The following is a 14,110-nucleotide window of genomic DNA, read 5'->3' on the forward strand; positions in this document are numbered from 1 at the left end:
CAACCCGCTTAGTCTGTCGCTATCTGCTATAAGTGTAAAATAGTTACTATAAAATCAGCTTCAACTTGTGTCATTTTCATAACCAGTCTTAATAAAGCGCTAAAGAAGAACTCTGATTTAATAGAATTTATCACCAGTTTTTCCTATTATGAATACTTTGTTTATCGCATCTCTTTGCGATTATAGCGGTTGATCAGCGTTTCGGAGCATGAATCAGTGGTAAAAATGGATAAAAGTGTGGAATCAAACTCTAATATAAGTGAACCGCTTGCAATTATCGGGATGAATTGCCTGTTTCCAGGCATGAATGCTGATATTGAAGATTGTGAGGCGTTTCATGCCATGTTGATGGAAGCCCAAACGCCAATAAAAGAGGTTCCGCCAAATCGCTGGAATATTGACGCCTATTATGATGCCGATCGAAATAAAACTAATAAAATCATCAGCCGTAAAGGCGGGTTTTTAGAAGATCCCTATCTTTTCGATGCCGATTTTTTTAAAATATCGCCGGTTGAGGCGAAGCAAATAGATCCTCAGCACCGTCTTTTTTTAGAAGTGGCCATTCGCGCCTTAAATCATGCCAACATCAGCACTGATACTCTCACGGGTTCAGATACCGGAGTGTATTGCGGGCTATCTACCCATGAATACAATCAGTTAAACATTAAAGACCAAATCGAGTTCAATGAATACACTCCGGTGGGTGTGGCAGCAAGTGCCAGCGTGGGAAGACTCTGCCATTATCTGAACCTGAAAGGTCCGGCGATGGCCGTGGATACCGCCTGCTCCTCTTCATTGTCCGCCTTGTATCTCGCGGCGAATGCGCTGCGAACAGGACAATGTCAGCTGGCGATTGTCGGAGGAGTCCATCTGAATCTCTGTCCGGAAAATTTTATTGGCGTATCACGAGCCAATATGCTCTCTGCGCGCGGTCAGTGCAGCAGTTTTGATAGTCAGGCAGACGGTTATGTACGCAGCGAAGGTGCTGCGGTGGTGATTGTAAAACGACTTAGTGATGCGATAAAAGACGGGGATACCATCCATGCCGTGATAAAAAGCCTGGTGATGAACCAGGATGGAGGGGGCATCAGCATGGTTTCTCCCAATGTGGAAGCGCAAATCGCCATGCATAAGGCTATTCTCGCTGACGCGGCAATAACTCCAGGAGACATTGATTACATTGAAACGCATGGAACCGGGACCACCGCCGGTGATACTGTAGAATTCAAAGCAATCGAAACAGTCCATCAAGGCCATCATTCAGAAACTAAGCCATTAATCGCAGGCGCATTAAAAAGCAATCTCGGCCATACCATTTCCTGTTCAGGACTTGCCTCGCTGATTAAGGTGATTTCTGCCTTAAAACATGAACACATTCCGCCAAACCTGCATTTTTCAAATCCTAATCAATCAATCCATCCAGAAATAATTCCAGCGCTGTTTCCAATAACCGCCGTTTCATATAAGAAACAGAATCATAAAAAACGAATCGCTCAGGTAACCAATTTTGGCTTCAGCGGAACCAATGTCAGCCTTTTAATCGAAGAGGCCCCTGAACAGCCCAAAAGAGTCACTGATGAGAATGAGCAGGAATGTTTTGTAATTTCCGCCAACAGCGAAAATTCATTACAACAGATGCTCAGACAATACCCTGACTTTCTGAAAAACAGCAGCGACAATTTACACGATATTTGCCTGAGTTTAATAAACTGCCGCAATCATTATAAATTTCGCTGTGCTATTTTGGCGAGCGATAAACAGGAACTCGTGCGTGCGATTGAATCAGCCCATTATGCGATAGAAAAAGTTGCTGTCAAAAAAGACCGTCTGATTCTTGATACACCGAAAGCCATTTACCAGCAATTTATGGCCGGCCACAATGTCAAAACCCCGGAAAATATTGCTTATAACAAGGTTAATTTACCGCTGTATTGCTTCGACAAAAAACATTTTTACCATGAACCGCATGCGATTGAAGCGATTGCACCCCAATTATTGGCAAAAGATGAACCCATTGCCATTATTGGTATGAGTTGCCGTTTCCCCAAAGCGCCCAATCTTAATGAATTTCTTGCCCTTCTCGAACAAGGTAAAAGCGGGATGGATTTCATTCCCTTAGATCGTTGGGATAATGACAAATTTTACGATCCCAATATTGAGACGCCCGGAAAACTCTACGTTAAGCAGCTTGGCTTACTCGATAATATTAAACAGTTTGATGCCAATTTTTTTAATATCAGCCCTCGCGAAGCCAAGTTCATGTCGCCGCAATTGCGTATTTTTATGGAATGCAGCTATCATGCGCTGGAACATGCCAACCTCTCTCCTGACCTCATCAAAAACAGCAAAACAGGAGTATTCGTAGGGATTGGTACCAACGAATACCCGCGAATTATGGAAAACGCAGGCCTTGGGCTCGAAGATTTGAACATCTATTTCGCTACAGGCAATGTATTGAATGCCTTAGCCGGACGAGTCGCTTATGCCTTTGATTTACATGGCCCGGTTCAGGTGGTGGATACCGCCTGCTCGTCTTCAATGACTGCTATCCATAATGCCTGTCTTAGCTTGCAGGCGGGCGACTGCAGCATGGCGATAGCAGGAGGTGTTAATGTCATATTAACCCCTAACTCCAATATTACCTTGTCCAAAGCCAAAATGCTGTCACCCGATAGCCGCTGTAAAACCTTTAGCGAGGATGCCGACGGCTATGCACGAAGTGAAGGCTGTGGTGTGATTATTTTAAAACCCTTACAGGCAGCCCTGAAAGACAATGATACTATTCTGGCGGTGATTAAAGGCACCGCAACTAACAGCAGCGGTAAAAGTGGTGGGTTTACTGTTCCCAATGGCATCGCTCAGGAAGAGGTTATCCGTCGCGCGCTGGCCAAGGCAAAACTCAATCCTCAGTCAATCGATTACATTGAAGCCCATGGAACCGGCACCCCCTTGGCCGATCCCATTGAAATGAATACACTGACCAGAGTCTTTTCCTCTTCACACAGTCAGGCGCATCCGCTGTATGTGAGCTCGGTTAAAACCAATATTGGTCATAGCGAAAGCGCATCCGGTGTCGCAGGAGTCATTAAAACAGTCTTAAGTTTACAGAATGAACGTCTGTTTAAGCATTTAAACTTCAAAAGGCTAAACCCTGAGATTGAACTTAAAAATACTGCTATACCCTTAGAAACTATGCCTTGGCCTGACACTTCGGATTTAAAACGGGCAGGCGTCAGCTCCTTTGGATTTAGCGGCGCCAATGCGCATGCCGTAATTGAACAAGCTCCGGAACGCGCTGTTGAAAAAAAAGCGTTTTCCCAGGAATTTACCCTGATTTTATCCGCTAAAAGCCAGGAATCACTCGAATTACTTATCGCTCGCTATGAACAATATTTATCGGATACCGACGATGAGTTTGCCGATATCTGTTATACGGCGGCCACTTGCCGCGGTCACTATCTATTCAGAACCATTCTTCGCGCCAGTACCGCTGCTGAGGCGGCAACCCTTATCAGAAAACGTCTTTACCTGATTTATCCGCTTAAAAAAGAAGAAGGAACTCGCTCTCAACCGCAGAGCCTTGATCAACTGCAAACGGCCTGGCAGGAAGGTTTGAGCTTCGACTGGCAAGCGTATTACCACTCGCTGAACATTCAATTTGAAAAGGTCAATTTACCGCTTTATGAATTTGATCGGCAGGAATACTGGTTTGAGAATAAGAACACTTCAACAGACACAGCAATCCCTGATGACTGGTGTTTTCAACTGCAATGGCAGCCCCAGGCCCTCAATAAACAGAATGCCGGTCAGAACCGCAAACGCTGGCTTTTAATAGGAGCCTCTGAATTAGCCTCCGGTTTTGAAAACCAGGGCTTAAATATCATTCAAGCGGAAGAAAATTATTCTCTGGAAGATTTGGATGGGGTTATTTTCGCTGCAAGCCTGCAGTCGATACCAATGGATGACATTCATTCGCTATTAGAATTTCAGAAAAACACCATTAAACAGCTCCTGAATTTAGTCAAAGAACTTGACGCAAAGCATGCTGACTTAAAGTTGATTGTGCTCAGTCATAACGGCATTGCAGAATTTGCAGGCGCTCCCAATCTGGCTAACAGCCCTCTTGCTGGTTTTTGCAAAACCCTCACACTGGAATTACCGCAATTTGAGAGCATTCTTATCGATTTCGATGAACTGGATATCCCCCGGATAGTGGATGAAATTTATTATAATCATGACGGCTCCTATGAGCATATGGTTGCCTATCGGCAGGGAAAGCGTCTGATAAGCCGGTTAAAGAAAATACCCTTGGCGGATGAAAAAAACAATCTGAATCCTAAGGCTCGCTATCTCATTAGCGGCGGACTGGGAGGCTTGGGTCTCATAAGCGCTAAGGCCTTACTGGCAAGCGGAGCCAGGGAATTAATTCTACTGGGTAGAAATCCTGAAAAACCAGGTATTGAAGAAAGGCTTAAGACAATTCAGCTGAATTATCCCGACGCCACTATTAAAACAATCAGTCTGGATATCACCGACAGGGAAAAACTGAGACAATTGCTTGTTGAGCTCAATAAAGATGGTATGTTAAAAGGAATTATTCATGCCGCCGGGGCCGCTGTAAAGGCCTCACTACTTGAACACCAGAATGTCGATGTCGATTATTTATTTTCCGCTAAAGTGGAAGGCAGCTGGTATCTGCATGAGCTAAGTCAGAACGTTGATCTGGATTTCTTTATTGGATATTCCTCTATCTCCTCCGTTTTTGGCAGTAATAAAGAATCGGTTTACAGCGCCACCAACAGTTTTCTGGATGCTTTAATGAGCTATCGGCGGCAGCTGGGATTGCCTGGTATAGCCATTCAATGGGGCCCCTGGGGGGAAGCCGGGATGTCAATCAAACGGGCCCGCGATCAGGGATTAAAAGAATCTTTAATCAGCAATGCCCAGGGACAGGAATTTATCAGAACCCTGCTCCATAGCGGATTAAAACAGCTGACAGTTATATCGCCTCAATACCTGCAATTCATGCTGGATTTTGTGCATAAGCCCCGCCCATTATTCTATCAGGCATTGGCGGAATCACTTGAGCAGGCAGCGGATGAAAAAGGGGCTCCATCAGAAGAACCCCGCTACTCATCGTGGCTTCAACACTATGCTCAATGCAGCGAGGATAAACGCCTGCAAAGCTGTAAAGCCCTGGTCACAGACGTCTGCAGGGAAATTCTGGAAATTTCTGCACAGGAACCTCTTGATGAGGATGAAGGTTTTTTTGAAATTGGCTTTGACTCCTTAATGATGACCGAACTCGCAAGTTTATTAAGGAAAAAGCTGGAACCTTCGCTGAAACTTGCAGCGACCATCGGCTTTGATTATCCATCAATCAGCAAACTGGCTCAGTACATCCATAGCGAGCTTGGAGCTCGGACAATTGATCATTTGATTCAAACTGAGATGAAACCGCAAGAGGATGATATCGCCATTATTGGCATGAGCTGCTCTTTTCCCAAAGCCACTGATCTTGACGCATTTGAAGCCCTGCTCGAGCAGGGTTTAAGCGGCATCCAGGATATTCCTGTTGAGCGCTGGGATAATCGAAAATATTATGATCCGAATCGAAATGCTCCGGGTAAATCCTATGTCAGTAAAATGGGATTAATTGAGAATATCAAAGGCTTTGACGCCTCTTTTTTTGGAATTAGTCCGCGTGAAGCCAAATTGATGGATCCCCAGCAGCGTCTTTTTCTGGAATGCAGTTATAAAGCACTGGAACATGCCAATTATCCCCCTGAATCCTTACGCGGCAGTCTAACCGGGGTCTTTGCGGGTGTTGGACCTAATGAATACTATGCAAGCCTTGAAAAATCCGGTTTTTCAAATGAAGAACTAAGCACTTTTTCGATTACCGGAAATGTATTAAACCTGATTCCAGGACGAGTTGCTTATATTTTTGACTTTAAAGGCCCATCCTTAAGTATCGATACCTCCTGTTCCTCGGCGCTGGTGGCTATTCATTATGCCTGTACCAGCCTGAAAAACGGTGAAATCGACTATGCCCTGGCAGGCGGCGTAAATGTATTATTGATGCCTGAATCCAATGTCACCCTATGCAGAGCCAATGCCTTATCGCCAGACGGCCAATGCAAGACTTTTGATGCCGAAGCCGATGGCTATGCCCGCGGCGAGGGTTGCGGCGTTCTCTTACTCAAACGTATGGCAGATGCGATTCGCGATAAAGACACTATCTTGGCGGTGATTAAAGCGTCGGCAGTCAATAACGATGGGAAGGCAGCGGGTTTAACCGTACCTAATGGCAAAAGCCAGGAAGCTGTAATGTTAAAAGCCCTGAAACAATCAGGTCTGGCCAGTGAGGACATCAGTTATATTGAAGCGCATGGTACAGGAACCCCTCTGGGTGATCCCATTGAGGTGCATGCCATTCATAGCGTGTATGGCCAGGAGCGCCGTGATTCTTCCCTGTATCTTGGCAGTGTCAAGACGAACATCGGCCATCTTGAAGCGGCATCAGGCGTTGCCGGCATGATTAAAACCGTGATTGGCCTGCAACACAAAAAAATTTACAAGCATCTGAATTTTAAGCATTTAAACCCGAATATCAAAGTCAGGAATCCTTATATCGCTTTGCAGACATTGGACTGGAAAAGCTCTGGCCATTTAAGATATGCAGGTGTTAATTCATTTGGCTTTAGCGGCACCAATGCCCATGTCATTCTTCAGGAATTCCCGGAGAAAGCTTTTGTAGGCGCTTCAGAAAGTTCACAGTCATATGCTTTGATTTTGTCGGCAAAATCTCCTACAGCACTTGAGAAGTTGACTGAGCGCTATCAGCAATTTCTGAAAACCACCTCAGCTCAATTCAGAGATATCTGCTTCACAGCAGCGACTTGCCGTGATCATTATGCCTATCGACTGGTTCTGGTAGCCAAAGATCCTGTTGAAGCCGCTCAAAAGATTAGCGATGATCAGCTGCTGTATTCCTGGAAAAATCAGACCGGGCATTTGGAGGAAACAACTCCCCTGTTGAAAAATCTGTTACTCAGTTATCTTCAGGGTAACACCATCGATTGGGCTTCTTTTTATCATGGTGAGAACGCTGAGTTCATTAAGGTTAAATTACCTCACTATGTCTTTGAACGTAATGAATATTGGGCAGACAAAAAAAATGACCGCGCCTTGAATGTGGAACAAATTCATCCACTTTTGGGGCAAATGCTGACACTTCCGGATAATGAATTTCTCTTTAATCAGAAAACCAGTCTGGAGTTTTCAGGGTTTCTGGATCAATTTCAATTATTTGGCAAAACGATATTTCCTGCCGCGGCCAGCATCGAATGCGGCCTGTCAGCAGCTAAATTGATTTTCAAAGAGTCCGCTCTTTGTATCGAGCAGTTTAATATGCTGTCTCATCTGGCCATTGGCCAGACCCTTGATTTGCAGTTCCAGGTAAAACCAGCTGACAATAATTCTTTTGATATCAGGCATTTCGTCAAAAAAGATGAGCAGTGGCAGTTATTTGCCACAATGACCTTGCATGCAAGCGAGTCGGAAACTCCTGAACAAATTGATCTTGAGCATCTGATATCGCAATATACTCAGCATTACCAGCCCGAGCAAATCTACGACAAATTTAAGCAGGAATCCCAAAATTACGGTAAGTCCTTCCAGGTGCTGCAGGAAGTGCGCTTCAACGCGGACAGTCTGCTTGCAGAGATTCGCTTTGATAAAAGCAATGATGGCTATTATTATCATCCTGCATTGCTGGATGGCATCATGCAATCGGCCAGGCTTCTCTTAATTAGCGAAGGAAATTATCTTCCCTGCTCATTTTCGCGCATGACCAGTTTTCAGGAAGCGCCAAAAAGTGTTTGGGCACATCTTGTCAGACAAAAAGACTTTGACGGGAAAGACCCCGTTATTGAAATCAAATTGTATGATCATTCCGGTTTGCTGATTGCCCGCCTGGAGGGGCTTGTGTTAAAGCCCATTTCACGAAATGATCTGAATTTACAAGAAGTAATGCTGCAAAATCTTTATGAAACCCAGTGGCATCAATTGCCTCCGATAAACTCTGTTCCAGAATTGCCAGAGTATTTAGTGATTGCCAGTGATCCACAAAAAGCAGTCCAACTGCTGGGCGATATTAAATACCGATTGTTTTCCAATGTCAGTCAGCTGATGAACCTGACTGATAAAAATATCATTTTCCTATATGAGCAAGGTCAGTTTCATGAACTCGTCCATTGCTGCCAGCAGCTATTTAAATCCCGCCCGCAAAGCTTCCTCTTGCTGACTGAAAACGCACATGCCATTCACGATGGAGAAAAAGTAAATCCTTATCACAGTATGGCGAACGCATTCTGGCGAAGCTTTAGAAATGAATGGGATTTGAACCGCAACTTTACAGTGGATTTAGATGACGAGAGTGATTTATTGTCGGTTATACCTCACCTGCTGAATCCAGGCGAGGAAAATCAGTTTGCGCTCCGGGAAGGCGTATATGTGCCTCGAATCAAAAGAAAAGAATTAAGCAGCCCCATTGAGAATGAAGAACAGATATTCGACAACAAAAGCAGTTGCCTGATTACTGGCGGCACCGGGGCTATTGCGGCCGATCTGATTGACTATCTCATTGAAAGAGGCGCCAGACATATAATTATTACCAGCAGAAGCCCCTGCCCGCCCGCGACAGAGAATATAATTGAAGCTGCCCGATTCAAGCAGGTTACTATCAGGCACTATCAGGCAGATGCCAGCAATTACCAGCAAATGGACGCATTGTTCAATGAAATTCAGCAAAAATACCCGCCATTGACAGCAGTATTTCATCTCGCCGGTATAGTACGAGATGGTTTAATTATCAATTTGAGCGACGAAGATCTACAAGCGGTGTTGAGTTCTAAAATGGACAGCGCTTTGATTTTGCATCAGCTCACCCAGTCACTGCCCTTGAAATGGTTTGTATTGTTTTCCTCGACTGCTTCCTTATTGGGCGCACGTGGGCAGGCAAACTATGTCGCTGCCAATGGTTTTTTAGATGGCCTGGCTCATTTTCGAAAACAGCAGGGACTGCCGGGATTATCCATCAATTGGGGTCCCTTTAACGCGAAAGGTATGACGGCGAAACTGACCCCCGGCCTGCAGCAATTTGGCTTCATCCCTCTGGAAAAAGAAAATCTGAATGTCCTTGATTGTTTGCTAAATAGCGATTTAGCCCAAATCGCCGTTTGTCGTGTGCATTGGGACATTTATTTAAAACACTCGGTAAGACAAGCTGAACTCTCGGATTTTGCTAAAAACAAACCACCTGTTCAATACTTTTTTAATGCCTTACGTCAGAGAAGTCATGCTGAGCGCACTGGTCTTCTGAGTCGGGTATTATGTGAAATCACTGCTGATGTATTAGCGCTGGATAACGCCAGACAAATTCGGCCTCAGAGTGCTCTGTTTTCACTTGGGGTAGACTCGCTGATGTCCATTGAAATTCGCAATCGTATTCATGATAAATTACAATGCCCAAACCTGAGTATACCGATTGAATATTTCATCAATGATCCCAGTATTGAAAAAATTGCCGAAAATATCGCCCGGGAATTGCAGCTTATATATGAGCAGACTGATTCACCTGCTGAGGATACGCAATGGCTCAGAGAAGAAGTCCCTTTATGCGATTTCCAGTTTAGTTTCTGGGCAATCAATAAACTGAATTATGGCTATAACACGTCCATGCAGTTGCAACTCCATGGCAGGTTGAATAAGGAATATGTCAGCAGTGCGCTGGATTTTGTTGTTAATCAGCATGCTGCATTCTGGCTTCAGTTCAATCAATCAGTTCCCACTCAGACTCTGGAAAAACGGGGGGAGTTCAGATTGATTTATAAAGATATTTCTTTAAACAATGAATCCAATCTGCTCAGCCAGGAATTTTACAACAACACCATGCGGCTTATTGAGCTGGATCATCCGCCCTTGGTTCGAGCCTATCTTTATAAGCTGAATAATGACTTACATGAACTTCATCTGGTATTACCGCATATCATTGTTGATGATGCATCCTGCGATATTGTATTCGCTGAATTCAGAGCTTGTTATGAGGCGCTTTCTCAAGGGAAATCGCTGCTTCCAAGACCTGAGAAAAAATCCTTTTTAGATTATGTTAAAAATAATAATTCTCAATATCAGAGGGATTTAGATAATAAAATTTCATTTTGGCAGGAATACAATCAGGGTTGCAATTACCTGTATTTCGGCGCTCATCATCATTTGCCAGACGCCGCAGTATATCGGCCTCAGCACATGAATCATTACACAATCAATCCAGGGATAAGTACAATCGTTGAATGGCATGCAGCGAATAATCTGAATATCAGTTCAGGGCTTATCGCAATCTGTCAGATGGTCTTTCATCAAATGAGCCAGCAGCAAAAAATTCCCATTATCCTCATTCATACCGGTCGTGAAGGCAGTCAATATAAATCCACTGTGGGCCTGTTTTCACAATACAAACGTATCAACTTAAGTTATGAAGATAATCTTTCTTTTATTGATCGCATCAAAGCGGTGGAAACCGAACTTTTAAAAACTGCCCCTTTCCAGAGGTGTTCGTATTTTATTAAAAATACAGGGATTAATGGATCTAACTTCTCGATAAGCAAGCAGCTTATTTTTTGGTGGAATAAATGGTTTCTTGGCAAGTCATTTAATGAAGTAATCAATGAAAAACTTGTACCCTACTATCTGGATTATTTAAGCCAGAGCATCTTATTAAAGAAAAGCAGCCGGCTTAAAATAAAACTGAATAAATTATTTAAATGGAAGCTGCCGTTGCAGAAACCTGATGGTCTGAAAGTACTTATCAATATGACAGCCAGCGTCTTTGGCAAAGAAGTGGCAGACGCAAAATTTGCCGATTTGCATTACAGCTATCCCAGTTATTTTGGAGGGCTCAACCGCCCCATCGGCAATCAGAATTTATGGATTTACTTTTCGAGAAATGCCAAGGGAGACTATCAATTGTCAATCAATGGCCCTTTAACAGCCGAATGCATGGCAGAGATCGCCTGCCGTTTTAATGAAGTAGTTGATGAGCTGATTAAACAGCAAAGACGCTTGAAATAGACAACTCTTATAATTATGATGATTGATATTGATTTTAGTCAATCAAATCGTCCCAACGTCATCCTGAACGCAGTGAAGGGTCTCCTGAATCTGGCTCAGCTCTAAGCAGTTTGAGATCCTTCACTCCGTTCAGGATGACGTACCTGGGGAATTACTATTGATTTCATTAAAGGAACTATCATTCATCCGAATACGGAGCGTTTTTATTTAAGCGCAAAGGCTCTGGGCCTGCCTGTAATATTGAGAGAAGAAATTGATGGCTTTGAAGTGGTACTGGGAAAACACCACTACCATTTTTCTTATAATGAATCCCCTTTTAACAATAGCTGCAGCGCAAGAATCGCAATCAATAAATTTTACACAAACACTTTGCTGGAAAGTGCCGGCATTCCAGTCCCCAAAGCCGCTTATTTGAATCTTGAGGATTTTGAAAATAATCTGCTCAATGAGCGAATCGCTGATTTAAATTTTCCACTGGTAGTCAAACCGCTTACTGGCTCGCTGGGAATGGATGTTCTCTGTAATATTCAATCTCTTGAGGAATTAACTCGTCATCTGCTTCGCATATTTTCTTTGCACCATCATCTCTTGATTGAAGAATTCCATGGAAATTTAAAATCCTATCGTGTGCTGGTTTTCAATAAAGAAGTCATCGGCGTCGTTTTGTGCCGCCCGGCAAATGTTATTGGCAATGGCAGTCTTACTATCAAAGAGTTAATTGATGCTGCAAATATCGAACGGCAGGCTTTAGATAATCCAGATCTGGGGCCAATCACTGCAGATGAAGAATGCATGATTCGGCTTAAGGAGCGAGGTATCAGTCTGGATTATATTCCTCCAAAGGATGAGCGGATAGTTTTAGCTTACACGTCTAACGGCACCCGAGGAGGAAGCTATGAATCCCTGGGCAAAGAAATAAGCCGCGAAAATCGCCAATTGATGATTCAGGTTGCCGAACAGCTCAATCTGCAGCTGACAGGAATCGATGTTGAATGCGAGGATATCAACCAGCCCATTGTGGAAACCGGCGGAGTCATTATAGAAGTTAATCATCGTCCGGATGTGCGTATTCACGAACTGCCCAACGCGGGTCATCCACAGCCCGTCTCAAAAACAATTATGCGCTCTTTTATGTATCGCCACCCTTTTTCGTATCTTCGCAATTTGTTGTTTTGATTTATAGTTCATATTGACAAGCATTAACCAAGCTTCCCTAGTTGCTCAGATGTACCATAAAAAATAGTAACATTTTTTAAAGCCTGCTCTTCAGCTGACTGTAATGCTTGCCGTTGTTGCTGCTCATGCCATATAGACGATTGAAATAATAAGGGCGGCTTTGATGTAGTGAAATAAGATAAATAATTAATTCGTCGCTCGGGTGTTAAATGAGGATCCTGTATTTTATCCTGCCAACGCTTTGATTGCATGGGCGCAAAAACACGATGACTATCTATTAATGGTCCTGCTGTATTTAGTTTTTTGGTTGATTCAATATCGGCTTGAATTTCCTGAGCAAGCTGTAAAGTATGTGTTAAAAAAAGTTGAATGGGAGGGATTGCGAAAATTATAAGAAAACGGGCGGACAGATTTCTGGTATTGAGAAAATTATAGCTTACTCTTAAGAGCGCGGAGAAAGATATAGAGGTTAACAAATCATGTTTATACAGATGATGTATGGCTTCATGTCCGGAAACTGCATAAATTTGTGCAGGGGGTAACATGGTCATAAATCCATCGACAATGACTCTTGGTTTAGCAGCAAATAATGAGCTTTCAATACTCATTGGGGTAGATGAAAAATTATTAATACCTAATAAAAATTGTTTGATTGCCTGGCTGGTTTCAGGTGTATAGGAATCTTGATAGCTTCCATTTCCCTTTTTAAGTGCAATATATTTTTCCTCAAGAGATTGTTGCGGTCTTTTTAAAAGACAAGGCCAACCTTGTATATCAGGGTGCTTTGTGAGCGATTCAGGCTGGGTAACAAGGTAATAAACATTTTCTTCAAATGACACAGGTTTTGTTGAAGACTCGATAATTTTTAGCGGTTTGATATTATAGTAAACATCCGGTTTAACTGTGCCTATATCGTAAAAAGCTTGATTAATCAATGAATCAATGTCCTTTAGATGAGGAAATGCATCCATCTCCGCATCCTGAGATTGTTTATATGCAATTGTTTTTTGGCTTCGGTCCCATTCTTTAAAACCCTCCAAGACAATTGTACCTGCAGCTATGACTGCTAAATTCATCCTGCTTTTTGCATTGAATACACGATTAAAAAATCTCATACTAATTAACCTCTCCGAATATCATTTTGCTATACATAATAAAATCTTCTTAATAATTAATCTGACCAAAACATAAATATACCGCGGTTAAAATCAGTAAGAGTCCCATAATGCAATTAAACAATCGAAGACGAAAGTGATCTTTTAATAAATACGATACTTTATCTCCCAAAATTGCCCAAATCCCCAGTGAACTGTAACAAACAATAAAATAAATAATGGCAAACTTCAAAAACGAATCATAGCTTGTTGCGCTGGAGAAAATAGAAACTCCAGACACACAGGCAATCCACGCCTTAGGATTGATCCATTGAAGTAAAAATCCTTCGTAAAATTTAGGTGCATCATTTTTGTTTATTTCCAACTCGGATTTTGAAGAAGCAATTTTATATCCCATATAAATAATGTATAGCGATCCTGCTATTGCGAGATAGCTTAGAAAAAAGGGGTAGGCTTGAATAAATTGCGAAAAGCCCAATCCAATAAATAGTAATAAGAATGTAAACCCTATGGTCGCCCCTGATACATAAGGGATGGTTTTTTTCACTCCATAATTAATACCTGCGGAAAGAATAATCATGTTCACTGGTCCGGGCGTAATTGACATGACCAACGCAAATGAAAACATTGCCAATATAAGTGTCATCACCATTCTCCTAAAGTGTGTATTATTTTATAACTGTCAA

General features: G+C 42.8%; 4 protein-coding genes. 2 read left to right on the top strand and 2 right to left on the bottom strand.

From position 1 onward, the window contains the following. The first annotated feature begins 225 nt into the window (after positions 1-225). Together B1207_RS06305 and B1207_RS06310 are read left to right on the top strand one after the other, a co-directional pair. Positions 226-11,133: an SDR family NAD(P)-dependent oxidoreductase gene (locus tag B1207_RS06305; protein ID WP_112219150.1), complete on the top strand. Its 10,908-nt coding sequence runs from the start codon at positions 226-228 to the stop codon at positions 11,131-11,133. 240 nt (positions 11,134-11,373) lie between these two features. Beyond that, a complete protein-coding gene (locus B1207_RS06310) occupies positions 11,374-12,309 on the top strand; it encodes a UDP-N-acetylmuramyl peptide synthase (protein WP_172458155.1) in 936 nt (311 codons plus the stop codon). Between the two features lie 23 nt (positions 12,310-12,332). Here the strand turns inward: B1207_RS06310 and B1207_RS06315 are convergent, their stop codons facing one another. Next, entirely contained in the window at positions 12,333-13,424 is a 1,092-nt protein-coding gene (locus B1207_RS06315) for a M48 family metalloprotease (RefSeq protein WP_112219152.1), read from the bottom strand. A 49-nt stretch (positions 13,425-13,473) separates the two neighbouring features. Then, a complete protein-coding gene (locus tag B1207_RS06320) occupies positions 13,474-14,070 on the bottom strand; it encodes a LysE family translocator (RefSeq protein WP_112219153.1) in 597 nt (198 codons plus the stop codon). Between the last annotated feature and the right edge of the window lie 40 nt (positions 14,071-14,110).

This window comes from Legionella quinlivanii, assembly GCF_003265995.1.
GTDB classification, from domain to species: domain Bacteria; phylum Pseudomonadota; class Gammaproteobacteria; order Legionellales; family Legionellaceae; genus Legionella_C; species Legionella_C quinlivanii_A.

What these genes read in the sequence shown, in the direction of transcription:
- B1207_RS06305 (WP_112219150.1), top strand. Translation starts at nt 226, where the DNA reads ATGGATAAAAGTGTGGAATCAAACTCTAATATAAGTGAACCGCTTGCA.
- B1207_RS06315 (WP_112219152.1), bottom strand. Translation starts at nt 13,424, where the DNA reads ATGAGATTTTTTAATCGTGTATTCAATGCAAAAAGCAGGATGAATTTA.
- B1207_RS06320 (WP_112219153.1), bottom strand. Translation starts at nt 14,070, where the DNA reads ATGACACTTATATTGGCAATGTTTTCATTTGCGTTGGTCATGTCAATT.